Here is a 24580-nt window from a genome sequence, read left to right on the forward strand (position 1 = left end):
AGTTTGTATGTCCATCACTGAACAACAGCTGCAAAGCATCATGCCCAACGCCCGCCGCCAAGCGGGCGTTTTTGTATCCGCCCTTAACGCAGCCATGGCCCATCGACAGATCAATACGCCGAAACGCCAAGCCGCATTCCTGGCGCAAGTCGGTCACGAGTCGGGTCAGCTGCAGTATGTCCGGGAACTGGGCGGCGACCAGTACCTGAGCAAGTACGACACCGGCAACCTGGCTGCGAGACTGGGCAATACGCCGGCAGCGGATGGTGACGGCCAGCGCTATCGCGGTCGCGGCCTGATCCAGGTCACCGGCCACGACAACTACCTACGCTGCAGCTTGGCGCTGTTCGGTGACGAGCGATTGCTGCGCACACCTGAACTGCTGGAACTGCCGCAGTGGGCCGTCGAATCGGCGGCGTGGTTCTGGTCAGTGAATGGACTGAACGCGCTGGCCGATCAAAATGAATTCAACACGATCACCCGCAGGATCAACGGCGGCCTCAATGGCCTGCAGGATCGGCTGGAGTTGTGGGGGCGGGCGAGGGCGGTGCTATGCGTATCGGCGAACTGATTCCGACGCCGTATCGGCTGGTGACCAAATGTGTCCTGCTGGCCGTTTTAGCCGGTGCCTCCGCCGCCATCGCCTGGCAATTACAGGATTGGCGGTACGGCAAACAACTCGCAGAGCAGGCCCGACTCCACACCGAAACCCTTAACCAGTTGGCCCTGGCCACGGTGGCGCAGCAGCGTGCCGAACAGGACAAACGCTTTGGGCTCGAGCAGCGCCTGGCAACCAGTGAACAAACCCATTATCGAGCCTTAAGCGATGTCCAACGTGATCAAGGTCGCCTGCGCGACCGCCTTGCCACTGCTGATCTGCGCCTGTCAGTCCTACTCGATGCCACCACCGGCGCCGGCAACGGATCGTTGTCAGCCACCACCGCCACCGGCGGCGTGGTTCATGGCCCCACAAGAGCCGAACTTGACCCAGCGCATGCTCAACGAATTATCAGCGTCACCGATGACGGTGACCGGGGGCTGATCGCGCTGCAGGCGTGTCAGGCCTATGTTCGAGCGCTGTCGTTTAGCCAGCCTTAACCTAAACCGCCTATCATTTTTTTTGCTGATTCAGTCAGAAGCAGCGGTACTAACGGCGTAACAACGGTCACGGCGTCAGCAAGCCCTCCCAGCATATTCAATATCCTAGAGCCAATATCGGTTTCGTTGAGAGCATTTCTATAGTCACCATCAAAAGCGCTATGGCCTAACAAAGATTCTATAGATGTGATAACTGGGACTTCGCCGCCGATTCGATATTCTTCTAGAGCGATCACGATCTTTCTAAGTGACCGAGCCAGGTATTCCTTAACTTTATCTTCGAACTCGCCTGATAAAACTTCTTCAATCAACTCATTAAGAGAGCTGATGAATTCACTGATCTGGCTCCCGGTGAGCCTGCTTGGGATCTTTAATTCTAGCAAGTCTGCTGCTGAGGTTAAGTGATCAATCGCCGTTATTGTTATCTTTTGAAGGAAGGATTCGAATGTTCCATTAATATTTTGAACTGAAAATGCGGAGTCAATGGCACTTTTCCAAGTTGATGTGGCACGTGCCTGCCGTGGGAATAGTTCGTTGACTAGGTTGAACGTTTCATCTGAAAGATTCATCACTTTCGATAAGCGTTCATGCAGCAAAGATAAACTGTTCCCTGTGTCGAGTATCTGAGCCCACGCGGTTCGGGTGGCCGTGTTTTTGTCGATGTCCTGGGCCTGAAGCAAAACGTCCAGAAGGCGCGCGGCAGGATTTCCATTTTGCATATTTTCGAGGGTCCTTTCTGGTGATTCGTAGCTGTCTAAAACTACCTCACTCCATCCCAGATTTACTAGGGTAAAATCCGCTAAAATGATACCAGAGTTTTAGACAGGAAATTGCCGAAAGCCACATTGTACGTGGCCTATGCACTGCTCAAGCCCATACTGCTGCATCAGTGGCGTGTTGGTGGGATTGCAGTTCGGCAGGGCGCCCTAAGGCGCTGCGGGAAACTCATCTAGATGGCGCCATGTACCCCGACGGCATCATTCTTCGCTTCAGTTGAGTTGCGGTGTTCCATTACTCCATCCACAAACTGTAGGATCAGGAGCTATCAACATCACAAGGGACGGTCCATGAAACACCTCAGCACCACCAAAGCAGCCTCTATTGTTCGCCTTGCTGCGGCAAGCCATGACGAATACCGTCAGCGTCATCCTGGGAACCGCATTTTAGGAGCGGGGGAGTTGAAAGCTCTGATTCTTGAGCCTGATAGCCAGGAGGAAATTGCTTTCGTCGAGGCGATGCGTGCGCTTTCTGATGATGAACTCCTCGACCTGGTTGCCTTGATGTGCGTAGGCCGCGGCGAGCACGTTGAGAATCCTGAGGATCCAGAGTCGATTCGCGGCGCATTTGAAGGCCATGCCCACTCATTCTCAAAAGACTCGCATAAAGAATTGCTGGATTATATTTCCGGCAAGGGGGCGGTTATTCACCGGTACCTCGCGCGAGGCCTTGATCGGGTGAGATTCGCGTACAAGTAGGGCTGTTAATAAATTTAATCATCGCCGGGACGGCGTAACCACTGTAGGAATATACAACGCTAAGTTATTGATTCTTATAGGGTGATGTTCCGGTTTTTCACCCACTGAAAATCTAGCATTTTCCCTTTTGAATCATATGCTTGCGTAGGTTTCGTGGTCACCTTGACATGGTGGTGCTTCACCCTCACCTCAAAGCCCCGCGGTGGCCGCGGGGCTGTCACGCCTTTACTTGCCGAGCTTCTTGCGGACGTCGGTCACCATAGGACCGACTGCTTTCACAGCTGCTTTTAGCTGGTCCGCTGTCACGCCGAATTTAGTCGACCAGTATTTCAACTCCCAATCCTCGGAAGTGTTTACCCGGTCTCTGTCTTTGGGGCCGCGGTTTTTCAGATCATCAGCCATCTTCAATTTCCTTTTTGGTAGCCTGGGGCAGTCCAGGCCAATCCAGCATAGACCATCAATCCCGGTCGTCTGGGTGGACTACCTTTCTGCGCAAAACCTCCGCTACAGCCCACGGTGTACCGTTTGCATAAGCACAAAAAAACGGATGTTTTGCTACCCTGAAAACAGGCTGTTATCTTTTTAAAACAATAACTTAGCCCGCTACAGTACCCAGCATGGGGTGCTAGGGACGAGTGCGACGGTCTTGACAGACTTCTGTCATTCGGGGGCCATAAGTACCGCGAGCGTCATCTTGATGAATTCTTCGTTCTTGCCGATTGCCCAAAGGGCACCGCGGACGTTCTCGGCGACGTCCGCAGATCCGCGCTGCTCGACCCAGTTTGACAATTCCATGATGGCGGCTTCGAGGGCGAGTTGGTTTTCATTGATTTTGTAAAGCAGGGAAGGGATCAGGTCTGAATTTGGCATTAGGCGTTCCTCCGTGAAAAAGCCAAGCGTAGCACCGTGTTACATGAAGAATTTTTTGCGTTTGGCAGGACGCCGGAGAAGGGAGAAAAAGCAGAAAGTTTTGTAACGCGGGCCAAAAAGTTTTGTAACGCTTCAGCTAGTGCGGCGGAAATCCCAAACCCCAGAAACGACAAAGCCCTGAATAATCAGGGCTTTGTCGGTACAAATATGGCGGAGGCGATGGGATTCGAACTCATGGACCTGTTACAGTCGACGGTTTTCAAGACCGTTGCCTTAAACCACTCGGCCACACCTCCGTTTGCGTTGCGGGCGCCATAATACCTGAATGAAACACACTGTCAAACTCTCTGCATGGCTTGTTACAGAGCGTCTGTTATGATCTTTGCGACTGAACGTTTCAAACCAACAGGAGTGTCGCCATGCGCGAACAGGATTACGCAGTTAATAACAGCGTGCAGGCTGAGCAGCTAGAGGTTAGCCGCGTCCTGCGCAACACTTATGGTCTCTTGGCTCTGACTCTCGCATTCAGCGGCGTGATGGCCTTCGTAGCCCAGCAGATGCGTGTCGGCTACCCGAACATTTTCGTGGTGCTGATCGGCTTCTACGGGCTGTTCTTCCTCACCAACAAACTCCGTGATTCCGCGTGGGGCCTGGTATCCGCCTTCGCGTTGACCGGTTTCATGGGTTTCCTGCTCGGCCCGATCCTCAACCGTTACCTGGGCATGCAGGGCGGCGCTGAAGTGGTCAGCTCGGCTTTCGCCATGACCGCACTGGTGTTCGGTGGTCTGTCGGCCTACGTGCTGATCACCCGCAAGGACATGAGCTTCCTTGGCGGCTTCATCACCGCAGGTTTCTTTGTCCTGCTGGGCGCTACGCTGGCGAGCTTCTTCTTCCAGATCAGCGGCCTGCAACTGGCGATCAGCGCCGGCTTCGTGCTGTTCTCGTCGGTCTGCATTCTGTTCCAGACCAGCGCGATCATCCACGGCGGCGAGCGCAACTACATCATGGCGACCATCAGCCTGTATGTATCGATCTACAACCTGTTCGTCAGCCTGCTGCAACTGTTCGGCATCATGAGCCGCGACGACTGATCGTAATGGCTGCAATAAAAAACCCGCTTCGGCGGGTTTTTTATCGTCTGGACAAAGGTGTCTGCTCAGTTGATGACGATGCTGCCGTCCACTTGCTGACGGTAGATCGTGTAGGGCAGCAGCAAGGTGTCGAGCGCGCCGGAGACCACGGCGTCTACCAGCACCACCGGAATCGCCGCGTTGCGGTGATCATCGGGATCGATGCCTGAGGCCAGCGGAGCGTTCAGCGTGCAGAAGTCATAAGCGAGGCCGCTGTAGATTCTCGGTACCGCGCCGCAATAACTTTTCTGCTGCTTGAGTCCGTCAACAGCAGCCTGATCGTTGCGCGCCACCGTTTGAATCGTGCCACAACCGCCGAGCAGCATGCCGGCCAGCAGTATTGCCTGAATTTTCATAGCGCCATTCCTTAGCCGCGAAAAACCCCAATCTACCCTGATCATTGGTAAAAGACACCTACGCCATCGGTGGCAGGCGTCGCTTGACCGGGGTCTTCTTGACGATCGCGGTGTTGGTTTCGGCCAACGTATTCAGTCGGTCGAGCAGGGTATCGAGCTGCTCCATCGAGCGCACGTGCAGGCGGGCAATAAAGCAGTCGTCGCCGGTGACCTTGTCGCACTCGGTGAACTCCGGGATCGACATGATCTGCCGCTCAACCTCCTGCAGTTGCCCTGGCAGCGGCCGCACACGGACGATCGCCTGCAACTGATAGCCGAAGCATTTCGGATCGATCTCTACCGTGTAGCCCTTGAGCACGCCACGTTCTTCCAGACGCCGCAACCGCTCGGCCACGCTGGGCGATGACAGGCCGCTGGTCTGCGCCAGCGCTTTGAGCGAGCGACGCGAGTCTTCCATCAGCGCGCTGATAAGGATCTGATCGATATCGTCAGTCACATTCAAACTCCGGATTAGGCGAAGGGCGCAAATCACCCTCGATAAAAAAGGCGAAAACCAAGTTTAGCCTGCTTTATGCGCTGGAGCAGCCCGAGGTGCGCTTGGCATACTTTTGCCACGCTTCGCTCACAGCCTCAGGAGAAGATGATGGACAACGCAATTCGCCGCGGTTCGCTGGAAATGACCGCCGCCATGCTCATATCCGGAACGATCGGCTGGTTTGTGCTGGTGTCCGGGCAACCGGTGCTCGACGTGGTGTTCTGGCGCTGCGTGTTCGGCGCCGGCACCTTGCTGTTGGTCTGCGCCGCGTTCGGATTCCTGCGTCCGGGGATTCTGACCCGCACAACGTTTCTGCTGGCGGTGCTCAGTGGAATGGTGATTGTCGGCAACTGGGTGCTGCTGTTCGCATCCTATTCCCGCGCCTCGATTGCCATTGGTACGGCGGTCTATAACGTGCAGCCGTTCATGCTGGTCGGCCTGGCGGCGTTGTTCCTCGGCGAAAAAATCACCTTGCGGAAGCTGTTCTGGCTGGCGATTTCGTTCATGGGCATGCTGGCGATTGTCAGCGCCCATGGCACGCAAGGCGAGGAGGGTAACGATTACTTGATGGGAATTGCCCTGGCGTTGGGCGCGGCGTTTCTGTATGCGATTGCCGCACTGATCATCAAGCGCCTGACCGGCACGCCGCCGCACCTCATCGCGCTGGTTCAAGTGTGCACCGGTGTGTTGTTGCTCGCGCCGTTCGCGCATTTCGATGCGTTGCCACAAGGCGCCGATGCGTGGGCGAGTCTGCTGACTCTCGGGATCGTGCACACCGGTCTGATGTACGTTTTGCTGTACGGCGCGATTCAAAAATTGCCGACGGCATTGACCGGCGCGCTGTCCTTTATATATCCGATCGCGGCGATTTTCGTTGACTGGTTCGCCTTCGGCCATCGCCTCCAATTGCTGCAATGGATAGGCGTCGCAGCGATCCTGCTGGCCGCCGCCGGCATGCAACAAGGTTGGGGCTGGAAAGCCCGGCGGCTGGCGGCGCAGTAAGGATCAGATGTTCCAGCGCGGTGCGGTGGCTGCCAAGCGTTGGCGCATCTCGCTGATATTGGCAGCGAGTTGTCGGGTCAGCATACGGTAGCCGTCGAGTGTATTGGCAACTGGCGCGTCGAGGTTCGCTTGCGGGAGTTCCATCGGCCGCTCCAGCCGTTGCGAGGCACCGGTCTTCAAGGCGCGAGCCATCCCGATCAGTTGCACGCGAATCTGCCGGTGTTCGGCCTTCAGCGCCGTTTGCAGATGTGCCGTGGCCTGCGGGTCACTTGCGTTGGGGCGGATATTGCCGAGGATCTCCAGCGTGCTGATGCACATGCGCAGGTTGCGCTGAATCGCGTCCAGCTCGGTCATGGAGATTTTCACTTCCTTGGACACCGACGGCATCAGCGAACGTAATTGCACCATCACCGCGCCGAGCTTGCTCATCAGCCGCACGTGTTCGTCGGCGCTGACCGCTTCACCGTTGATGATGCGCCCGTACACCGTGGCGCAATCGCGCAAGGCATCGGCGAGGTTGTAGCGCCACGAGTAGACCGCGTACAGCGGCAGGGCGAAGGAAAACGCCAGGGCGAGGGCGATGCCGATCAGGATGTCGACGCCGCGCCACAGACCATCGGTGATCGGGTTGTCGCCATGCCCGGCGACGATGAACACGGCGATGGCGGAGAGCAGGGCGGTGTAGCCGCCCTTGCCGATCGCGTGATAGGAGAAAAAACCACAGACCACGGCCATGGAAAAATAGGTCAGCCACGGCATGCCCAGCCACGCATGTTGCGCCACCAGTGCCAACCCGACTCCTGCACCGATCAAGGTACCGATGGCGCGCTCGGCGGCTTTTTTGCCGATGTTGCCGTGGTGCTGCAAACCGCCGATCACCACCAGCATGGTCACCGATGCCCATTCGCCGTGGGGCAGATTGATGCCAGTGGTCAGCAGAATCGTCGCCAACAATCCCAAGGCCACCCGCACGGAATGGATCAGTCGGGCGTGACGGTAGCGCCGATACGGGTCCAGTAACGGACGCAGGATACGGCGCAACAGCGGTGGCAGGCGGTGGGTGCTGTAAGTAGTCAGTGCGAACCTCGTGAGTCAGTCAAATCAGTGGAAGGGGAAAATGTAATTCATCCAGGCGGACATGCGCAGCAGGATTTTGCGCATCGCGCCGATGTGGTGAAAGTGCTGACTGTAAAGCGCCGCTTGCCCGTAGGCGCCCCCCGGCATGAGCGCGCTGTATTCGGCGAACGCTGGGTCAGTGATTTCAATGATCACCGGCACCCGTCCGGCCGGTGGTGAGCCGGTGTAGCTGATCAGGGTACCGGAAGGTTGCACCTGGCCCTCGGCGATCACCCCGATCACACTTTTCACCCGACCGGCGAAGACCTTGCCGGGAATGCCGTCGAAGGCGACTTCGGCCTCGTCGCCCACGGTCAGACGCAATAGGCTGTTCTGACGCATCCAGGCAGCGAAGTACTGACCTTCCTGCGGAATAAACACCATTGACGGGCGCAGCGGCAGCTTGCTCGCCATCATCCCCGGTCGCAGCGAAACGTGGGTGACGAAGCCTTTGCTCGGTGCTCGAACCACGGTGTTGTCCAGCTCGAACTGCGCATTGTCCAGTTGCGCCTGCAGATCGTCGGTGCGGGCGATGGCCGCGTCCAGTTCACGCTGGGTGCCGAAGTTGCGGCGGATCAGTTCGGTGATGCGGTAGCGGTCGCCTTTGGCTGCAACCAGTTGCGCCTTGAGCGATTTCAGGCGGTTCTGGAAAGGCGTGGGATCGATGCGGAACAGCACGTCGCCTTTTTCCAGGGGTTCGTTGCCCTTTACCGGCACGTCGATGACCTGGCCGCTGACGATCGGAATAACCGGCACCGAGACGAAGTAGGAACGCGCCACCTCAGAATAGGGATGGTTGTAGTTCATGGTGAAAATCAGCGCGCCGATGATCAGCACGCCACCCAGGACAGCGGTGGGCACCGTCCATTTGTTCAGCGGAATGCGGAAGATCTTGAAAATCGCGACGCAGAGCGCGGCATACGTGAGGATGAGCAACAGATCCATGCTCAGATCCCCCGGCTGTCAGATTGCGGCGCAACCGGCGACTGCGCTTCGAGCCGCTCGATCCGGGCTTGCAGCTCGACGACCTGCTGCTCCAGTTGATTGACGTGATTCTGAATGGGTTTGCCATCGCCGAACCCCCAACCACGATCCTCGCGATAGGCCATCGCCCAGATCCACAGAAACGGCCACAGCGCATGCAAGGTGAACAGGCTGACCCAGCCAGTGGCATGGATCGCGTCCTGATGCGGGTGGTTGCGGTGGACGGCGATCTCGTACGGAATGTCATGCAGCACGATAATCCCGTAAAACAGCACGAGACCGACAAAAACCAACAGACCCAATGCGAAGTAATCGAGCATGGTCAGCCTCCCGGGCATCCAGCAATGCTGGGCTCAGTGTAGTCACTGAATTGCCGGGTAGCTGACGGATCGGCAGGATCATTCAATCCTGCCGATCATCCGTCAAAAGATGTAATCGGTGGTCAGGAAACTCGAATCACGCCCGCGAATGATCTCGCTGATCAGGTCCTTGTTGCTCTCCTGGAATTTGGTCGCCACCAGGGTGCGGATCGAAAACACTCGCAATGCATCGTGAACCGACAGCGTGCCTTCGGCGGAGTTTTTGCGGCCATTGAACGGGTAAGTGTCCGGGCCGCGCTGGCACTGGGCGTTGAGGTTGATCCGCCCGACCTGGTTGGCGAAAGTGTCGACCAGCCGGCCGACGGCCACCGGGTTGGTGCCGAAGATACTCAACTGCTGGCCGAAGTCCGATTCCAGCACGTAGTCGATCACGGTATCGAGGTGGCGGTACGGCACGATGGGCACGACCGGGCCGAACTGTTCTTCCTGATAAACGCGCATCTGCGGATTCACCGGATACAGCACTGCCGGGTAGAAGAACGAGGCGTGGGACTCGCCACCATTCGGGTTGACCACCTGGGCGCCTTTGCTTTGCGCATCCGCGACCAGACCGTGCAGATAGTCGACTTTGCCCGACTCCGGCAGCGGCGTCAGCGCCACGCCGCTGTCCCACGGCATACCCGGTTTGAGCGTGGCCAGTCTGGCGTTGAATTTCTCGATGAAGCTGTCGACCACGTCTTCATGTACGAAGAGGATTTTCAGTGCGGTGCAGCGCTGACCATTGAACGACAGCGAGCCGGTGACCGCTTCGCTGACGGCGTTGTCGAGATCGACTTCGGGCAAAACGATTCCCGGGTTCTTTGCATCCAGACCGAGAGCGGCGCGCAAGCGGTGTGGTTTCGGGTGCAGCTTCTTCAGGTCGCTGGCAGCCTTGTTGGTGCCGATGAAGGCGAAGATGTCGATCTTGCCGCTGGCCATCAGAGCGCTGACGGTCTCGCGGCCGCTGCCGTAGATGACGTTGATCACGCCGCTCGGGAAGCTGTCGCGGAAGGCTTCGAGCAACGGCCGAATCAGCAGCACGCCGAGCTTGGCCGGTTTGAACACCACGGTGTTACCCATGATCAGCGCCGGAATCAGCGTGGTGAAGGTTTCGTTCAGCGGGTAGTTGTAAGGCCCCATGCACAAGGCGACGCCGAGCGGCACGCGGCGAATCTGGCCGAGGGTGTCCTGCTCCAGCTCGAAGCGGCTGGAGCGGCGGTCGAGTTCTTTCAATGCGTTGATGGTGTCAACGATGTAATCGCAGGTGCGATCGAACTCTTTTTCCGAGTCCTTGAGGTTCTTGCCGATCTCCCACATCAGCAGCTTGACCACCGCCTCGCGCTGCTCGCGCATGCGGCCGAGGAATGCTTCGACGTGCTGGATACGCTCGGCCACGCGCATGGTCGGCCACAGGCCTTGGCCGCGATCGTAAGCGCGAACGGCAGCGTCGAGGGCGGTGAGCGCGGTGTCGGCATCCAGCAGCGGCGTGCTGCCGAGGATCACCTGTTCTTCGCCGTTTGCGCCTTTCAGATAAACCGGGCTGCGCACCTGCGCGAGCGGGCCGTCCCAGCGGCGCAATTGACCATCGACCAGATATTCACGCTGCTCGACCTGAGCGTCGAGGCGATATTTTTCCGGGATGTCGCTGACCGAAGGGAACAGGTTGCCAAGGATGTTTGCTGTGGTCATGTCACTACCCTGTGTTGAAGTCGGCGTGCCGATTGAAAGTCTTGTGAAGGTTATACGCCTGAACGGGCCGGGATTTAACCCCGTGAATGTCACGCGAATGTCACGCAACGGTGCAACCACAGTCCACCTTGTGGGAGCGAGCCTGCTCGCGAAGGCGGCGGCACATCCAACATCCTCATCGCCTGACACAGCGCTTTCGCGAGCAGGCTCGCTCCCACGGTCGATCATCTACATCCGTCAATCCATCTTCGGTAATGAAGCTTTTATGACAAAAGTTCGGTAGCACATAGCCAGTCCGGTCATGCCTGTGTAACGCGCTTGAGGGCCTTTCGAGGCGCACTTTGCGAGTCGGGGCGGGACGCCGGGAGTGAGGCAATGGGGACTATGGAACGCTATTCGAAAGTGGGCATGCAGGAGCTCGATCAACGCCTGTCGAAGATCGTCGAAGCCGCGCGCAAGAAGCCGGTTTCGGTGTATCGCTACGGCGCGCCGTGGGTCTGGATCGTCTCGCAGGAGGACTGGCAGGGCGCTCTGAAAGAGGTCTCCAGCTACATTCCGCCGGGCCATTCGCTGGTGTTGCTGCGCCCGCAGATCGACGATCTGCTCGACGCCCACCAGGACCTGCTGCGCGACCTCAATGCCGCACCCGGCATGCTAATTCCCGCGCAGACGGTGATGCACATCCTGCTCCTGCAATTGCTGTATTCGGTGCCCAGCGAGCAGCAGCTCTATGAACAGCTCAATTACAACCTGCTGTTCCGCTGGTTCGTCGGCCTTGGCCTGAACCAGAAGGTCTGGAGTTTCACCGCCCTCAGCCGTGACATCGCCACGCTGCTCAACGAGCCGCGCGCGGTGCTGCTGATTCAGAAAATCATCGGCGAAGTGTTCTGTGGTGCCTTGCTGCAAATGCCCGAGTTCTCGCTGAACTTTGCGCTGTTGCACACCTGGCTGGGCAAGCACGCCTGCGCCACAACGATCAGCAATTGACGCATCACACCGGGCGCTAACGCCTACAGGTCATCGCGAATTTCAGGGGGTAGTGTGGAACGGATTTTCACGTCACGGCTGGCGCTGTGGGGCTGGCTGCTGGTGACGGCGGGCGCGCAGCCGGCACTGGCCGAGGAGGGCACAGAAGCGCCCGCCGCGCAGCGACTGGTCGACGTCAACGAATACTTCGTGCGCGGCAATACCGTGCTCGATGCCCGGGCGATCGAAGAAGCGGTGTACCCGTTTCTCGGCCCGCAGAAAGCCTTGAGCGACATCGAAGGCGCCCGCGATGCGTTGCAGAAGGCCTACCAGGAACGCGGCTATCAATCGGTATTTGTCGAGCTGCCCGAGCAGGCTGTGGCTGATGGCATCGTCTATCTGCAAGTCAGCGAAACCAAGGTCGGCCGGGTGCGCGTGGTCGGCGCCAAACACTATTCGCCGCTGGACATTCGCGACAACGTCCCGGCGCTGAAAGAAGGCGAGGTGCCGGACTTCGCCAAGGTCCAGGGCGAACTCGCGCAACTTAACAAGACCCCCGGTCGCCAGGTCATGCCGCTGGTGCGCGAAGGGCAGCGCCCCGGCACCATGGATGTCGACTTGCAGGTCGAAGACCAGAACCCATGGACGGCCAGCGTCGGCCTCAATAACGACTACAGCGCCGACACCGAAAAGCTGCGCAGCGTCACCAGCCTCGGTTACAACAACCTCTGGCAACTCGGTCACAGCGTCAACCTGACGTTCTTCACCGCGCCGCAGGAAACCGACAACGCCAAGGTCTGGTCCGGGTCCTACACCGCGCCGCTGAGCGAGCGCTGGAGCGTGCAATTCTCCGGTTACCAGTCCGACAGCAACGTCGCCACCATCGGCGGCAGCAACGTGCTCGGCAAAGGTCACAGCTACGGCGTCGCGGCAATTTACACGCTGCCCTCGAGTGGCAACTGGTCGAACTCGCTGTCGGCCGGCATCGACTTCAAGGACTTCGACGAGCGCCTGAGCCTGTCCGGCGAAAGCGACAAGGTGCCGCTCAAATACGCGCCGTTCACCTTCGCCTACAACGGCTATCGCTACAGCGAAAAGAGCCAGCTCGGTCTCGGTCTGAGTCTGGTTGCCGCCACGCGCAGCGTGTTCGGCTACGGCAGCGACGACGAAGACTTCGACTACAAACGCTATCGCGCCAAACCGGGTTTCGCCGTGCTCAAGGGCGACACCAACTACACCTGGACCTTCGACAGCGACTGGCAGAGCGCAAGCAAAGCGGCGTTCCAGCTCGCCTCGGGGCCGCTGGTTTCCAATGAACAATTCTCCGCCGGCGGCGCCACCTCGGTGCGCGGCTATCTCGCGGCTGAACGTACCGCCGATGACGGCTACCTGCTCAGCCAGGAATTGCGCACACCGTCGCTGGCGAAATTCGCCGGCACGTGGATGCAGGACTGGCGCTTCTACGCCTTCGCCGAAGGCGCGCAGTTGTACCTGCGCGACGAACTGCCGGACCAGGACGCCAATTACGCCCTGGCCAGCGTCGGCCTCGGCACCCGCGCCAGCCTCAGTAAGTGGCTGTCCGGCAGCCTCGACTGGGGCTACCCGCTACTCGAAGGGCCGAACACCTCAAAGCAGGAATCGCGCCTGCACTTCAACCTCCAAGCCACTTTCTAACGGAGCACGTCCATGCAACGCCTCTTCCTTTCGTTGTTGATCTGCCTGGGCTTCGTGCTCCCGGCCACGGCTCAGGCCTGGTGGCAGGACGACTGGCATTACCGCAAACAGATCGCCGTCGACACCACGCCACAAGGCGCGGCGATCAATCAGGCCCTTGGCCGCACCGCGCTGCTGGTGCGCCTGCACACCGGCAACTTCACCTTCGACGGCGTTAAAGAGGACGGCTCGGATCTGCGCTTTGTCGCGGCGGATGACAAAACCGTGCTCAACCACCAGATCGAAAGTTTCGATGCGCTGATGGGGATGGCGCTGATCTGGGTCGATGTGCCGAATGTAGAGGGCGGTCAGCGTCAGGACATCTGGATGTATTACGGCAACCAGAAAGCCCCGGCTACCGGCAACGGCCAACTGACTTTCGATCCGAATTACACCGCGCTGTATCACTTCGACGGCGCCACCGGCACCCCGGCGAAAGACACCACGGCGTACGGCAACACCGCGCAAAGCGCGACCGGCACAGCGATCGATGGCGTCGTCGGCCGTGCGTTGCAGTTCAGCGGTCAACCGTTGCTGCTGCCGGCCAGTCCGTCACTGCAACACAACGCCGGCAGCGCGTTCACCTTCAGCGCCTGGCTGCGTCTGGATCAGGCGAGTGGCGAGCAACTGATTCTCGCTCGACGCGAAGGCTCGCAGAGCCTGCTGATCGGCGTCAGCCAAGGCCTGCCGTTCGTGGAAATCGACGGCCAGCGCGCCGCTGCCACCCAAGCGCTGGCGCCGGGGCAATGGCAACACCTCGCACTAACCGCCGAGGGCTCGAAAGTCACCCTGTACATCAACGGTCGCGAGAGCGCTGCATTGGCCCAGGCGATGCCGGCATTCAACTCGGTCATGGCCATCGGCGCTGATCTGCAGGAAGGCGCGTTGCAGCCATTCTCTGGCGCCATCGACGAACTGCGCCTGTCGAAAATTGCCCGACCTGCTGCGCTGTTGCTGGCCGATGCCACCTCGCAAGGCGCCGAGTCGAAACTGGTCGCTTACGGCGTCGATGAAGAACAATCCGGCTTCGGTTTCGGCAGCCTCGGCTTCCTCCTCAACGCGGTGCCGATCGACGCTTGGGTGATCATCGCCGTGCTGGTGCTGATGATGTTCCAGTCGTGGATCATCATGCTACGCAAGAACCGCAGCCTCAGCCGCGTCACTGCGGCCAACGAAGACTTTCGCGTGCAATTCGCCAAGGTCGGCACGCGTCTGGAGATGTTCGCCGACGACGCGCAACTGGCTCAGCGTCTGCAGCATTCGTCGCTGTGGCGCCTGTATCTGGTGGCGGTCAAAGAGATCCGCACCCGCCGCGAGCAGGGCGCCGATACCTCGTCGGTCTCTGCCGCGACCATCGAAGCCATCCGCTGCTCGATGGACGGTGTGCGCACCCGCGAGAACCAGCAACTGAGTTCGAAACTCTCGACCCTGTCCAACGCCATCGCCGGCGGTCCGTATATCGGCCTGCTAGGCACGGTGCTGGGGATCATGGTGGTGTTCCTCGGCACGGCGATGGCCGGCGACGTGAATATCAATGCCATCGCGCCGGGCATGGCCGCCGCTCTGTTGGCCACGGCGATGGGCCTGTTCGTCGCGATCCCGGCGCTGTTTGGCTACAACCGCCTGATCACCCGCAACAAGGAAGTCAGCGCCGACATGCGCGTATTCGTCGACGAGTTCATCACCCGTCTGGCGGAGATGCACGGCGAGAGCCAGTTCAGTGAGGCGTCGCACCAGCGCGGCCATCACGCCAACCACTCCGTACCGGCCTGAGGAGCACTGCCATGGCGTCCGTAAATGCCTCCCACGACGATGATGACGATGCCGCAGTCGACAGCATCAACATCACTCCGCTGGTCGACGTGCTGATGGTGGTGCTGGTGATGTTCATCCTCACCGCCACCGCGCAGGTTTCCGGGATCCAGATCAACCTGCCCAAGGCCAGCGCTTCGGTGTCGCTGTCGGAGGCCAAGACCAAGGCGATCTCGGTCAACGACGGCGGCCAGGTGTTTCTCGATGCCTATCCCGTGACGTTGGCGGAGCTGGAAGAACGCCTGCGCATCGAGAAAGCGCAGAGCCCGGATTTTCCGGTGATCGTGCGTGGCGATGCGACGGTGCAGTACCAGAAAGTCATCGAAGTGCTGGATCTGCTGCGCCGGCTCGAACTGTCCCAGGTCGGTCTCGTCACCGGCAAACCGAGTCAGGGCTGAGTCATGACCGCACAACTCCCAATCGAGCCGCCGCCAGTGAAAAAGACGCCGTTGCGCTATGTGAAGTGGGGCGCCGGATTGCTGGTCGGCGCACTCGCCGCGTGGTTCCTCTGGCAGTGGGCCAACGACATGGCCGGCGTGCGTCGCGAAGCGCCGAAGGTGCCGACGATCATTCCGTTGCCGCCACCGCCACCACCGCCGCCGGAGAAACCGCCAGAGCCGGAAACGCCGGTGGAAGAAAAAGTCGTCGAGCCCGAGCCAACGCCTGAGCCGGAGGAGGTCAAGCCTGAAGAAGAAGCACCGCCATCGCCCGCCGACGATCTGGCCAACCCGATGCAAATGGACGGCGACGCGCAGTCCGGTAGCGACGCTTTCAACATCGGCGCGGGCAAGGGCGGCGGCATGGCTGGCGCGGGTGGTGGGCGTTTGGGTACGGGCACGTACAGCCAGTTTCTCGCGTTCACCTTCCAGCGTTTGCTGCGCGAGAACCCCGAGCTGCGCAACCTCGCGTTCTCGCTACAGGCCGATGTATGGCTGAGCAGCGTCGGCGAGATCACCCGTGTCGAGCTGATCAAGTCCAGTGGCAACCCGCAAATCGATACCCAGGTGCTGGCCGCTTTACGCGGTGCGCCAGCCCTCAGCGAACGGCCTCCGGCCTCCATCACTTTGCCCGTGCGCCTGTCCCTGCAAGGGCGGCGTCCGGGTTAATTCACTTATTCAAGCTTCGGCAAAAGGAGTTGTGTGCAGATGATTTCCAACGTGAATCGATTGTCCCTGGCGGTCGGCATGGTCGTCGCGACCCTGGTCGGTCAGGCCGTGGCAGCGCCTGCGCCGTCGGAGAACGCCACGATCAATCTGATCCGCTTGCTGGTCGAGCAGGGCATTCTCAAGCAGGACAAGGCCGACGCGCTGATCGCCCAGGCGCAGAACGAAGCGGCGCAGGCGAAGCAGGCAGCGGCTTCTACCGCAGTTGCGGCCGGGCCGGTCGCCGCGCCGGGCGATGTGCGCGTGCAGTACGTGCCGGCAGCGGTGCGCGACCAGATCCGCGATCAGGTCAAAGCCGAGGTCATGGCCACCGCCAAACAGGAAAACTGGGCCGCGCCCAATACCTTCCCGGACTGGGCCTCGCGCATCAGCTTCGACGGCGACATTCGCCTGCGAGACGAATCGCGTTACTACTCGGGCAACAACAGCAACGAAATCGTCGACTTCGCCAAGCTCAACAACAATGGCCCGTACGACGTGAACCCCAACAGCAGCACCAGCCTGCCGCCGTTGCTCAACACCCGCGAAGATCGCGAAAATCTCTTTCGCCTGCGCGCACGCCTGGGCATGAAAGCGCTGATCTCGGAAGAGTGGACCGCCGGCATTCGCATCGGCACCGGTTCGGACAACAACCCGGTATCGACCACGCAGAACCTCGGCGGCGGCTTCGCCAAGAAAGACATCTGGCTCGATCAGGGCTATCTGACCTGGAAGCCAATGGACGAATTGACCCTGGCCGGCGGGCGCTTCGCCAATCCGTTCATGTCCACCGACATGCTCTATTCCAATGACCTGAATTTCGACGGTGTGGCGGCGATTTTCGATCACAAGCTCAACCGCGATTGGGGCGTGTTCGGCACGGTCGGCGCGTTCCCGGTGGACTACACCAACGACACTTCCAGCAGCAACGGTTTCGACAAGGAAGAGAGCGACAACAAGTGGCTGTACGGCGCGCAGCTCGGCGCGAAGTGGGCGATCAATAGCAACAACCGCCTCAAAGGCGCGCTGGCCTATTACCGCTTCGATGACATACAGGGCCAGCGCTCCAGCCCCTGCGAACCGTGGGCCGGCGCGCCGGGTTGCGACAGCGACGGCACTCGCGCAGCGTTCATGCAGAAGGGCAACAGCGTGTTCCTGCTGCGTGACATCACGCCGAACCCGCTCAACCCGAGCGCTACGCCGCAGCCGCAATTCGTCGGGCTTGCGTCCGAGTTCAACCTGCTCGACCTCAACGTCGTGTGGGACGCCGACTTGCCGCAGGATTTCAAACTGCGCAGCCAGGGCAACTACATCCACAACCTCAGCTACGACGAAGGCGACATGCGCAAGCGTTCCGCCGGGCAGATCGTCAACAACCTCGACAGCAACGGCGAGATCGAAAGCGGCGCCAACGCGTGGATGGTGCAGTTCACCCTCGGCAACGCGCTGGACCTCAAGCGCAAGGGCGACTGGAACCTGTTCGCCGGCTACAAGTACATCCAGCCGGACGCCTTGCCCGACGGCTTCAACGACTCGTCGTTCCACCTCGGCGGCACCAACGCCAAAGGTTATTTCATGGGCGGCAACTACGGCCTGGCGAAGAACGTTTCCGCCACGGGTCGCTGGATGAGCACCGAAGCGGTGTACGGCGCGCCGTTCGACATCGACGTCTTGCAGCTTGAGATCAATACGCGCTTCTAAAGCGCCGGGAGAGCTTTATGAACACGCGTTTTCTCGCGCTGGGCCTGGGTTTGCTGCTTGCCACCGGGGCGAACGGCGAAGGCATGGAAGAACGCTTGCGCACGCAATTACGCAGCACCACCCAGCAATTGCAGGCCCTGCAAAGCCAACAGGCCCAGGCCAGCGCCGCGCAACTGGCGGCGCAGAACGAGGCCAAGGCAGCGCAGGCGCAAATCAAGCAATTGACCGCCGAACTGGCCAGGGCCAAGGGCCTCGCCGAGCAACTCGCCGGGCAGCAACAGAGCCTGCACAGCCAGGCGCAGGCGCAAGTCGCGGCCAGTGCGGAGCAGACCGGCAAGTTCAAGAAAGCCTACGACGAGTTGCTCGTCCTCGCTCGCGGCAAGGAAGCCGAACGCTCGAAGCTGCAAGCGCAACTGGCGGAACGTGACACACAAGTGCAGCAATGTTCAGCCAAGAATCAGCAAATGTACGGCGTCGCCAAACAGATCCTCACGGCCTACGAAAACATCGACGTCGCCGAAGTGATGAAGATCCGCCAGCCCTTCGCCGGCAGCGCCCGGGTCAAGTTCGATGAACTGGCCCAGGGCTTCGGCGACGAGCTGTACAAAACCCAATTCGACGCGCCGCAAGCCGCGATCGCTCACTGATAACAAGGAAGAAAGACATGACTCAATTGATCACCCACGTTTCCCCGCAATCGCTGACCGACGTCCTGCAAGCAGCCGGTTATCGCGTCAACCAGAGTGAACAGAACGGCATCGTCCAGCTGCTCAGCGCCAGTCAGGGCATCGGCTACGCCGTGCGCTTCGGCAACCCGGCGGTGGAGCAGGGCAGCTTTGTTGATTTCACCTTCAGCTGCGCGCTGCGCGTGCAGGGTGATTTGCCCCAAGGCGTGGCCGAGCAGTGGAACGCGACGCGGCGGTTTGCACGGTTGTCGTTGCAGGGCGAGTTTCTGCTGATGGAAATGGACGTGGTCGTGGCCGCAGGGGTGAGCAACGAGCACCTGCGCGGCAACCTGGAGTTGTGGGATCGCCTGTTGCAGGAGTTCATCGTTTACCTGCGCGATTTCAGCCAGACCACTGCTGTGCAAGCCGCCAAGTCCGCTGTCGCCGAAGCAGAGGAAGCCGCGCTGTGAAGAAGCCTGGCATGGTGATCGGCGCCGGAGCGCTGGCGTTGTTGGTGGTGGCCGTGGCGCTGGTGCTGCGACCGGGCAGTGATCCGGTCGCCGCCCAGCAGCCGTCGCCGTTGCCGGCGGTTGCAGCCGGGCCAGCAGTCGCGCGGTTGGGCAATCAGCAGGTTTCGCCAGAGGAATTGCAGGCGCTGCTGGCCACCGTCCCGGCGCAAACCCGCGAGCAATTGCGCGGTAACCGTGAGGCGCTGGAGCGCTGGATTCGTGCGCGACTGGCCGAAAAAGCCGTGCTGGAACAGGCCGATGCGCAGGGTTGGGCGCAGCGTCCGGACGTCGCCCGGCAGACTCGCGCAGCGACTGAGCAAATCGTGTTTCGTGATTATTTGCGCTCGGTGAGTCAGGTGCCGGCGGAGTATCCAAGCGCAGCTGAATTGCAGCAGGCGTACGACGCCGGCAAGGCCAATTGGCAGACGCCGCCGATGTACCGGGTCAGTCAGATTTTCCTTGGCGTCAGTGACGCAGCGAATGTGGAAACGGTGCGCAAACAAGCCGCTGAATTGAGCAAGAAGGCGCAATCAGCACCGGCTGATTTTGCGGCGCTCGCTACGCAATATTCGCAGGATCGCGTCACGGCAGAGCGGGGCGGTGATACCGGCCTGCAACCGTTGCAACAACTGGTGCCGGAAGTGCGCAGCGCCGTGGCGCGGCTCAAGGTGGGCACCGTGTCAGATCCTGTGCAAAGCGCCGCCGGTTTTCATGTAATCAAACTCACCGAACAGCAACCGGCCCGCACCGCGACGCTGGAGGAACTGCGCGACCAACTGACCCAGGCCCTGCGCGCACAACGCCAGGAACAGATCGCCCAGGCTTATCTGGACGGCATGCTCAACACCGCCACCCTGAGCATCGACGGTGCCGAACTGAACAAAGTGATAGGTAACTGACACACAGTGTTTCTGTAGGAGCTGTCGAGTGAAACGAGGCTGCGATCTGTTGATTTTGCTTTTAAAGATCAAAAGATCGCAGCGTGCCGCAGCTCCTAAAAGATTTGCGTAACGACACCACATTAGATCGACAGGGAGTCATCAATGTCATTCACCGAACCCGCAGGACGCTCGGGCACTGCTGATTTCCAATCGCCCCCATCCCGCTCCGAACCCTGGCTAAACCAGGCCGCGACCATCGACAGCGAAGTCGCCCAATACTTCCTCGTCAGCGCCCGCTGCGGCTGCTTCATGCAAGCCGCGCGCAGCCTCAACGTGCGCTCAACTGTATTGCGCAAACAACTCGCGCAACTCGAACAGCAACTGCAACGCAGCCTGTTCAGCTTCCAGGGCAGCGCCCTCAGCCTGACCCGCGAAGGCCAACAGTTGCAGGCCCGACTCATCACCCTGGCCCACGAACGCAAACTCCCGGTCATCGAACAACCGCTGATTCGTCTGGCCATCGCCGAATCGATCCTGCACGACATCCTCGGCCGCGACCTCATCGCACTGCTGCGGCGCAACGCCAGCCTGCGCCTGGAAATTATCGCGCTGGATAGCGAACTGGCATTGCGTGCGGTCAGCGCCGACATTGTCCTGTGGCTTGCTCCTGGCGAATGCCCAAACTCCGGCCCGACCTTTTCCACCAGCCAACCGCAACACCTCGCGCGGATCGAGTACCTGCCGCATATCGCCAAGCGCTATTCACGGGTGACAGCGCGACCGGAAACGCCGGAAGATCTGGCTGATTTCATGTTGGTGCACTGGCAGCATGACCGACAGGTTGAGAGCTTTCGGCCGTGGAATGAGTTGGTGGAGGAGAGGTTGGCTGGGGTGGTGCAGATGCAGTCTTATGGATTGATGCTGGAGATGATTCGCTGCAGCGCGTGCATCGGGTTGCTGCCGGCATACATGAGCCGCTTCGACCGTGGCCTCATCGCACTGCCCGGATTATTCGCCGAACCGATGCAGCTACACGCGTGGCTCGCCGTCAACACCGACTCGCAAAACTCCCCCGAAATCAAAGCCCTCACCGACCTCATCCAGCAAACCTTCAACGAACGCCACGAATGGTTCCAGCCGTAACCCGCCCCCGTGTGGGAGTGAGCCTGCTCGCGAAAGCAATCCGCCAGTCGAAGCCTCAGTGACTGACCCACCGCCTTCGCGAGCAGGCTCGCTCCCACAGGAATCTTCATTGCTTACGCGTTGATCGTTCCCACGCTCCGCGTGGGAACGCAGCCCGGGACGCTCTGCGTCCCCACCAGAGCTGGAACGCGGAGCGTCCCTTGAGGCATTCCCACGCAGAGCGTGGGGACGAACATCAAAACCTTCAACGAACGCCACGAATGGTTCCAGCCTTAACCCGATCCCCTTGTAGGAGTGAGCCTGCTCGCGATGGCGCCAGCCCAGACACTGCACCCGTAACTGAATAAACCGCATCAACAGTGGGAGCGAGCCTGCTCGCGAAAGCAATCCGCCAGTCGAAGCCACAGTGACTGACCCACCGCTTTCGCGAGCAGGCTCGCTCCCACAGGAATCTTCATTGCTTACGCGTTGATCGTTCCCACGCTCCGCGTGGGAATGCAGCCCGGCACGCTCTGCGTCCCCTCAGAGCTGGAACGCGGAGCGTCCCTTGAGGCATTCCCACGCAGAGCGTGGGGACGATCATCAAAGGCCCGCTACTGCGGCAACTCCAGATTATCCAGCACCCGATTCACCGCTAATTCCCCGAGCATGATCAACTGCGCAATCCCCATCAGCGTTCGGCGCTGGGATGGCTTGACCAATCCGGCGAACTCCTGGGCGATGGTTTTGGCCGAGGCGAGGGTTTCGCAGGCGTTGGCCAGCAGGTCTTCGTTTTTGGTGTCGGCGGTGACGGTGTACATGGCGCGGGGGCTGAAGGGCGGCGGGGTGGAGCCGGGTGGGCAGAAGTAGTGGTCGAGGGCGCGGTCGGCGGCTTGGTGAAGTTTTTTTGAGTCGAGGGATTCGTAGGGTGAGGTGGGGTCGGATTCGGGTGGGTTGGGTGTTGGTTTGATCATGGGTGAAGCCTCTAGAGTGGTGAAGCTGCCACCGTTCGCTGCTAACGAAGGAGGTGGCGGCTGTACGCGGGTTAGCAGACCAGGACTCTAGAACCCGGCGCACCGAAGTGCCCCACGCAAAGCCGCCATAACGGCAAGACCTTGTGCGTCTAGAGATAACCCGGGCTGCTAAACCCGATCACTGAACATTCAGCGATCGGACCACAATAGAATCCGCCCCCAAGGCGCACAAGCCGGCGGATTCTGGCGTAGCTGTAGGCCATGGCGCAAGAATTTGTAGCCTGGAAGGCGTGTCAGCGCGTGTCTTTTAAACGCCTGGTTTAAATCAAAAAATTGCGCCAAACCTGACGGCCCTTTCGCGATCAGAAGAAAAGCCTCGATCACGCCCTGCTATTTAAATCTCTCGTCAAATAAATCCGTCCTCTTTGTGTAGGCCCCTTTGTGCACGCTTTGTGCAAATCGACCTACCAGTCGAAACCAGGTAGTTAAACTCTCTGTTTGAAACGTTGTGTAACTTTAGATCCTAGCCACACAGACTGCTGTGTAAGTGAAAGGGGAAGAGGCACCTGTTGACGCGTTTGTGAAATTAGTGCGGGCCCATGTGAATCGAACCATGTCAGAGCTTATATATCCCCAAAAGTAATTGGCTTCGTAAAGCGGTCTGTATTTAACGTTAAGTAGTGCAATCTCGCCCAAGGTGCTCGGAAACGGACTGCCCCCCACGCGCGCGATCCAAGCACTGGCCGCAGCGTGTGTAAAGTTGGCGCCGCCAATTAAAACCGTTTGCACGTTGCTTACTACGACAGGGATTTCTTTAAGTTGTCCGCTAGCGTCAGATACGATCACTTTAGCTGCACCATTCCCGATTGAACGAATCATGCCGTTGCCGTCCACAGATACAACGTTGGGCATGCTCGACCTGTAGGTGTACGGTGCTTGCCCGCCTGTCGCCGCCCGGGTCGCGGTTGTATCTGGGAAATCGTTTCCAGTTAATGCCCAGCCAAGCGCGGCATGGTCGACGACGTAATTTCTCCCTGAGAGATGTACGGGTGATATGTCGACCAATAGCGGTGGAACAACTTTTAGAGTTCTTGGGATGGAAACTTTTCCACTACCATACAGTGCCTTGACTTTATAGCTGTGATTTCCTGCGGTCAGATCTTCACTGTATTTCCAAACGCCTTCGTGGTTCACCGGGACTTTGATTCTGAACTCTTCTTTATCAGATACCTCGACCCATTGATCTTTCGAGGCCAAGCCTTGCATTGCTACTGAAGTGTCTGCAGTAGTTCCACCTTCTTCAATTTCGGCGTTACTTGGCAATCCTTTCACCGAATCAATCGTCGGGGCAACTTCAGCTGCCACAGTAAAACTCCGCGCGCCTGAATCAACTTCACCACTGTGATACAACGATCTCGCAAATAACCGGTGCTTCCCTTCAGCAACAGTTACTTCCCGTGTCCAGATCCCCGTCTGCGGGTCGGCCGTCGCTCGCCCTTTGGCAACAGTGCTCGACCCATCATCATCGAACACCTCGATATCCAGTCCCTTACTCGCAGTCCCCGACAACGTTAAGCTAGTGCTGACCGTCCATCCCCCTTCCAGCACTTCCTCACCGTTCGAGTCCAATACCCTGTCCAGTGTCGGCACAACCAGTTCCACAGACTTGATCGTGTAAACCCGATCCGGAAATTTCACTGCGTTCGTTTCGATATTGCTTTTGTCGAGCGCCACCAGGTACTTAAGCGTCAGTGTCGTGCCATGCCCCAATTGAACGAGATAACTGTTTGCCAGCGTCTGTGGCCAGAATCCCTGGTTGATCCAAGTGCTGTTGACTCTAGCTGGCAACCCAGCCCAGAGAGTCAAGTCATGTGCAGTGCCATCAGCCTTCTTGCCCTCTAGCCGCAGCCAGCAGGGCTGTTCGGCTTCAATCAAGGTATGCAGCAGCGCATGAATGGTTGCGTTTTTGGTGCCAAGCGCCGTTATGTCGAGAAAATTGTTGGCATCGGCCTCGACAATTTTCGGGGAGTTCAAAGCGGTTGCCGGCAGCGGCAGAATGTCCAGCAGCAACACAGCCGACTCCACGGGTTTGTCGTCGCGGTCGATAAAATAACTGACTGCAACCCGTTGGCCCAGGCTGTAGGCGAGCACCGAGCGCGGTACCGCAATCTCCAGGCCGGCACTGACCAGCCGAGGCGGGCTTGGGTAGGAGCCTTCAGGGACAGCCGTCGCGCCTTGCCAGTTCACCCACAACGTGTCGGTGGGCAGTAACGAACCCTGCGGTACGAGGACTCTGATTTCCGGAGTGGTCGGACTGAACTGATTGCCGTTCATGCCACGGACGGTGGGTGCCAGCAGAGAAAGGCGACCGAGGTGAATGTCCACACGCTTTTCACCTGACATGACGGCATTGCCCAATTGGTCAAATACTCTGAATTCCGCCACAGCATTCGGGTTGTCACCGGCACGCTGGAAGGTATC

25 protein-coding genes, 1 tRNA gene and 1 pseudogene are annotated in these 24580 nt (G+C 59.4%); 15 read left to right on the forward strand and 12 right to left on the reverse strand.

Annotated features, from left to right (window positions below; genetic code table 11):
• Nucleotides 1–7: 7 nt before the first annotated feature.
• Nucleotides 8–571 carry a glycoside hydrolase family 19 protein gene (locus tag AC0Z5Z_RS18265; protein WP_485611479.1) on the forward strand — a complete coding sequence of 188 codons (564 nt, stop codon included), beginning with the start codon at nucleotides 8–10 and terminating at the stop codon, nucleotides 569–571.
• Entirely contained in the window at nucleotides 553–1098 is a 546-nt protein-coding gene (locus AC0Z5Z_RS18270) for a lysis system spanin subunit (protein WP_485611480.1), read from the forward strand. Before AC0Z5Z_RS18265 ends, AC0Z5Z_RS18270 begins: the two co-directional genes overlap by 19 nt.
• On the opposite strand, the gene AC0Z5Z_RS18275 is transcribed toward AC0Z5Z_RS18270, so the two are convergent.
• The gene (locus AC0Z5Z_RS18275) at nucleotides 1095–1817 is read right to left on the reverse strand and encodes a hypothetical protein (RefSeq protein ID WP_485611481.1); all 723 of its coding nucleotides are present in this window, start codon (nucleotides 1815–1817) and stop codon (nucleotides 1095–1097) included. The genes AC0Z5Z_RS18270 and AC0Z5Z_RS18275 overlap by 4 nt on opposite strands.
• 348 nt (nucleotides 1818–2165) lie before the next feature.
• Between AC0Z5Z_RS18275 and AC0Z5Z_RS18280 the strand changes: the two genes are divergently transcribed.
• Nucleotides 2166–2573 carry a DUF3775 domain-containing protein gene (locus AC0Z5Z_RS18280; RefSeq protein ID WP_056785721.1) on the forward strand — a complete coding sequence of 136 codons (408 nt, stop codon included), beginning with the start codon at nucleotides 2166–2168 and terminating at the stop codon, nucleotides 2571–2573.
• 225 nt (nucleotides 2574–2798) lie between these two features.
• On the opposite strand, the gene AC0Z5Z_RS18285 is transcribed toward AC0Z5Z_RS18280, so the two are convergent.
• The 3 genes from AC0Z5Z_RS18285 to AC0Z5Z_RS18295 all read right to left on the reverse strand — a co-directional run bounded on the left by AC0Z5Z_RS18285 (nucleotide 2799) and on the right by AC0Z5Z_RS18295 (nucleotide 3739).
• The gene (locus AC0Z5Z_RS18285; protein WP_008076910.1) at nucleotides 2799–2975 is read right to left on the reverse strand and encodes a DUF3606 domain-containing protein; all 177 of its coding nucleotides are present in this window, start codon (nucleotides 2973–2975) and stop codon (nucleotides 2799–2801) included.
• Between the two features lie 258 nt (nucleotides 2976–3233).
• A complete protein-coding gene (locus tag AC0Z5Z_RS18290) occupies nucleotides 3234–3443 on the reverse strand; it encodes a hypothetical protein (RefSeq protein ID WP_485611482.1) in 210 nt (69 codons plus the stop codon).
• Between the two features lie 208 nt (nucleotides 3444–3651).
• Nucleotides 3652–3739 (reverse strand) — tRNA-Ser (locus AC0Z5Z_RS18295).
• Between the two features lie 123 nt (nucleotides 3740–3862).
• On the opposite strand from AC0Z5Z_RS18295, the gene AC0Z5Z_RS18300 reads away from it, so the two are divergent.
• Nucleotides 3863–4534 (forward strand): Bax inhibitor-1/YccA family protein, encoded by a 672-nt coding sequence (locus AC0Z5Z_RS18300; protein WP_008006561.1) that lies wholly within the window; start codon nucleotides 3863–3865, stop codon nucleotides 4532–4534.
• 65 nt (nucleotides 4535–4599) lie between these two features.
• Here the strand turns inward: AC0Z5Z_RS18300 and AC0Z5Z_RS18305 are convergent, their stop codons facing one another.
• Both AC0Z5Z_RS18305 and AC0Z5Z_RS18310 read right to left on the reverse strand, forming a co-directional pair.
• Nucleotides 4600–4929: a YceK/YidQ family lipoprotein gene (locus tag AC0Z5Z_RS18305; protein WP_130910296.1), complete on the reverse strand. Its 330-nt coding sequence runs from the start codon at nucleotides 4927–4929 to the stop codon at nucleotides 4600–4602.
• A gap of 58 nt (nucleotides 4930–4987) precedes the next feature.
• Nucleotides 4988–5425, reverse strand: coding sequence for an Lrp/AsnC family transcriptional regulator (locus AC0Z5Z_RS18310; protein ID WP_485611483.1), 438 nt, complete (start codon nucleotides 5423–5425; stop codon nucleotides 4988–4990).
• A gap of 147 nt (nucleotides 5426–5572) precedes the next feature.
• Here AC0Z5Z_RS18310 and AC0Z5Z_RS18315 point away from each other — a divergent pair, with 147 nt between their 5' ends.
• The gene (locus AC0Z5Z_RS18315) at nucleotides 5573–6466 is read left to right on the forward strand and encodes a DMT family transporter (RefSeq protein ID WP_485611484.1); all 894 of its coding nucleotides are present in this window, start codon (nucleotides 5573–5575) and stop codon (nucleotides 6464–6466) included.
• 3 nt (nucleotides 6467–6469) lie between these two features.
• Here the strand turns inward: AC0Z5Z_RS18315 and AC0Z5Z_RS18320 are convergent, their stop codons facing one another.
• The 4 genes from AC0Z5Z_RS18320 to AC0Z5Z_RS18335 form a co-directional block, all read right to left on the reverse strand.
• Nucleotides 6470–7510, reverse strand: coding sequence for an FUSC family protein (locus tag AC0Z5Z_RS18320; protein ID WP_485611492.1), 1041 nt, complete (start codon nucleotides 7508–7510; stop codon nucleotides 6470–6472).
• Between the two features lie 57 nt (nucleotides 7511–7567).
• The gene (locus tag AC0Z5Z_RS18325) at nucleotides 7568–8527 is read right to left on the reverse strand and encodes an HlyD family secretion protein (RefSeq protein ID WP_056785734.1); all 960 of its coding nucleotides are present in this window, start codon (nucleotides 8525–8527) and stop codon (nucleotides 7568–7570) included.
• Nucleotides 8528–8529: 2 nt separating this feature from the next.
• Nucleotides 8530–8886 carry a DUF3302 domain-containing protein gene (locus AC0Z5Z_RS18330; RefSeq protein WP_016774599.1) on the reverse strand — a complete coding sequence of 119 codons (357 nt, stop codon included), beginning with the start codon at nucleotides 8884–8886 and terminating at the stop codon, nucleotides 8530–8532.
• A gap of 102 nt (nucleotides 8887–8988) precedes the next feature.
• The gene (locus AC0Z5Z_RS18335; RefSeq protein ID WP_236169733.1) at nucleotides 8989–10614 is read right to left on the reverse strand and encodes an NADP-dependent glyceraldehyde-3-phosphate dehydrogenase; all 1626 of its coding nucleotides are present in this window, start codon (nucleotides 10612–10614) and stop codon (nucleotides 8989–8991) included.
• A gap of 375 nt (nucleotides 10615–10989) precedes the next feature.
• Between AC0Z5Z_RS18335 and AC0Z5Z_RS18340 the strand changes: the two genes are divergently transcribed.
• From AC0Z5Z_RS18340 to AC0Z5Z_RS18385, 10 genes are all read left to right on the forward strand, one after another.
• Nucleotides 10990–11601: a transposase gene (locus AC0Z5Z_RS18340; protein ID WP_080902524.1), complete on the forward strand. Its 612-nt coding sequence runs from the start codon at nucleotides 10990–10992 to the stop codon at nucleotides 11599–11601.
• A gap of 54 nt (nucleotides 11602–11655) precedes the next feature.
• Nucleotides 11656–13254 carry a ShlB/FhaC/HecB family hemolysin secretion/activation protein gene (locus tag AC0Z5Z_RS18345; RefSeq protein WP_095179900.1) on the forward strand — a complete coding sequence of 533 codons (1599 nt, stop codon included), beginning with the start codon at nucleotides 11656–11658 and terminating at the stop codon, nucleotides 13252–13254.
• A 12-nt stretch (nucleotides 13255–13266) separates the two neighbouring features.
• Complete coding sequence (locus tag AC0Z5Z_RS18350; RefSeq protein WP_485611485.1) at nucleotides 13267–15066, forward strand: DUF2341 domain-containing protein; 1800 nt, start codon at nucleotides 13267–13269, stop codon at nucleotides 15064–15066.
• 11 nt (nucleotides 15067–15077) lie between these two features.
• On the forward strand, nucleotides 15078–15503 hold the full coding sequence (locus AC0Z5Z_RS18355; RefSeq protein ID WP_003201710.1) for an ExbD/TolR family protein: 426 nt from the start codon (nucleotides 15078–15080) through the stop codon (nucleotides 15501–15503).
• A gap of 3 nt (nucleotides 15504–15506) precedes the next feature.
• On the forward strand, nucleotides 15507–16211 hold the full coding sequence (locus tag AC0Z5Z_RS18360) for an energy transducer TonB family protein (protein ID WP_406229042.1): 705 nt from the start codon (nucleotides 15507–15509) through the stop codon (nucleotides 16209–16211).
• 39 nt (nucleotides 16212–16250) lie between these two features.
• A complete protein-coding gene (locus tag AC0Z5Z_RS18365; protein WP_406229043.1) occupies nucleotides 16251–17948 on the forward strand; it encodes a putative porin in 1698 nt (565 codons plus the stop codon).
• A 17-nt stretch (nucleotides 17949–17965) separates the two neighbouring features.
• Nucleotides 17966–18595 carry a DNA repair protein gene (locus tag AC0Z5Z_RS18370; RefSeq protein ID WP_406229044.1) on the forward strand — a complete coding sequence of 210 codons (630 nt, stop codon included), beginning with the start codon at nucleotides 17966–17968 and terminating at the stop codon, nucleotides 18593–18595.
• A 17-nt stretch (nucleotides 18596–18612) separates the two neighbouring features.
• Complete coding sequence (locus tag AC0Z5Z_RS18375; RefSeq protein ID WP_150635405.1) at nucleotides 18613–19083, forward strand: YbjN domain-containing protein; 471 nt, start codon at nucleotides 18613–18615, stop codon at nucleotides 19081–19083.
• Nucleotides 19080–20021, forward strand: coding sequence for a peptidylprolyl isomerase (locus AC0Z5Z_RS18380; protein WP_485611486.1), 942 nt, complete (start codon nucleotides 19080–19082; stop codon nucleotides 20019–20021). The genes AC0Z5Z_RS18375 and AC0Z5Z_RS18380 overlap by 4 nt, the downstream gene beginning before the upstream one ends.
• A 144-nt stretch (nucleotides 20022–20165) precedes the next feature.
• Nucleotides 20166–21146 carry a LysR substrate-binding domain-containing protein gene (locus AC0Z5Z_RS18385; RefSeq protein WP_485611487.1) on the forward strand — a complete coding sequence of 327 codons (981 nt, stop codon included), beginning with the start codon at nucleotides 20166–20168 and terminating at the stop codon, nucleotides 21144–21146.
• Between the two features lie 593 nt (nucleotides 21147–21739).
• Here AC0Z5Z_RS18385 and AC0Z5Z_RS18390 read toward each other — a convergent pair.
• Both AC0Z5Z_RS18390 and AC0Z5Z_RS18395 read right to left on the reverse strand, forming a co-directional pair.
• Nucleotides 21740–22099, reverse strand: coding sequence for a DUF6124 family protein (locus AC0Z5Z_RS18390; RefSeq protein ID WP_485611488.1), 360 nt, complete (start codon nucleotides 22097–22099; stop codon nucleotides 21740–21742).
• 516 nt (nucleotides 22100–22615) lie between these two features.
• Nucleotides 22616–24580, reverse strand: a pseudogene (locus tag AC0Z5Z_RS18395) (hypothetical protein); the annotation flags it as partial.

The sequence above is a fragment of the Pseudomonas sp. 1L-E-NC-VB-C3 genome, from assembly GCF_057291535.1.

Coding starts and splice junctions, on each gene's coding strand:
- AC0Z5Z_RS18315 (WP_485611484.1), top strand. CDS start 5,573: ATGGACAACGCAATTCGCCGCGGTTCGCTGGAAATGACCGCCGCCATG.
- AC0Z5Z_RS18365 (WP_406229043.1), top strand. CDS start 16,251: ATGATTTCCAACGTGAATCGATTGTCCCTGGCGGTCGGCATGGTCGTC.
- AC0Z5Z_RS18390 (WP_485611488.1), bottom strand. CDS start 22,099: ATGATCAAACCAACACCCAACCCACCCGAATCCGACCCCACCTCACCC.
- AC0Z5Z_RS18280 (WP_056785721.1), top strand. CDS start 2,166: ATGAAACACCTCAGCACCACCAAAGCAGCCTCTATTGTTCGCCTTGCT.
- AC0Z5Z_RS18370 (WP_406229044.1), top strand. CDS start 17,966: ATGAACACGCGTTTTCTCGCGCTGGGCCTGGGTTTGCTGCTTGCCACC.
- AC0Z5Z_RS18385 (WP_485611487.1), top strand. CDS start 20,166: ATGTCATTCACCGAACCCGCAGGACGCTCGGGCACTGCTGATTTCCAA.
- AC0Z5Z_RS18270 (WP_485611480.1), top strand. CDS start 553: ATGCGTATCGGCGAACTGATTCCGACGCCGTATCGGCTGGTGACCAAA.
- AC0Z5Z_RS18290 (WP_485611482.1), bottom strand. CDS start 3,443: ATGCCAAATTCAGACCTGATCCCTTCCCTGCTTTACAAAATCAATGAA.
- AC0Z5Z_RS18285 (WP_008076910.1), bottom strand. CDS start 2,975: ATGGCTGATGATCTGAAAAACCGCGGCCCCAAAGACAGAGACCGGGTA.
- AC0Z5Z_RS18350 (WP_485611485.1), top strand. CDS start 13,267: ATGCAACGCCTCTTCCTTTCGTTGTTGATCTGCCTGGGCTTCGTGCTC.
- AC0Z5Z_RS18335 (WP_236169733.1), bottom strand. CDS start 10,614: ATGACCACAGCAAACATCCTTGGCAACCTGTTCCCTTCGGTCAGCGAC.
- AC0Z5Z_RS18360 (WP_406229042.1), top strand. CDS start 15,507: ATGACCGCACAACTCCCAATCGAGCCGCCGCCAGTGAAAAAGACGCCG.
- AC0Z5Z_RS18305 (WP_130910296.1), bottom strand. CDS start 4,929: ATGAAAATTCAGGCAATACTGCTGGCCGGCATGCTGCTCGGCGGTTGT.
- AC0Z5Z_RS18375 (WP_150635405.1), top strand. CDS start 18,613: ATGACTCAATTGATCACCCACGTTTCCCCGCAATCGCTGACCGACGTC.
- AC0Z5Z_RS18330 (WP_016774599.1), bottom strand. CDS start 8,886: ATGCTCGATTACTTCGCATTGGGTCTGTTGGTTTTTGTCGGTCTCGTG.
- AC0Z5Z_RS18300 (WP_008006561.1), top strand. CDS start 3,863: ATGCGCGAACAGGATTACGCAGTTAATAACAGCGTGCAGGCTGAGCAG.
- AC0Z5Z_RS18275 (WP_485611481.1), bottom strand. CDS start 1,817: ATGCAAAATGGAAATCCTGCCGCGCGCCTTCTGGACGTTTTGCTTCAG.
- AC0Z5Z_RS18355 (WP_003201710.1), top strand. CDS start 15,078: ATGGCGTCCGTAAATGCCTCCCACGACGATGATGACGATGCCGCAGTC.
- AC0Z5Z_RS18325 (WP_056785734.1), bottom strand. CDS start 8,527: ATGGATCTGTTGCTCATCCTCACGTATGCCGCGCTCTGCGTCGCGATT.
- AC0Z5Z_RS18265 (WP_485611479.1), top strand. CDS start 8: ATGTCCATCACTGAACAACAGCTGCAAAGCATCATGCCCAACGCCCGC.
- AC0Z5Z_RS18340 (WP_080902524.1), top strand. CDS start 10,990: ATGGGGACTATGGAACGCTATTCGAAAGTGGGCATGCAGGAGCTCGAT.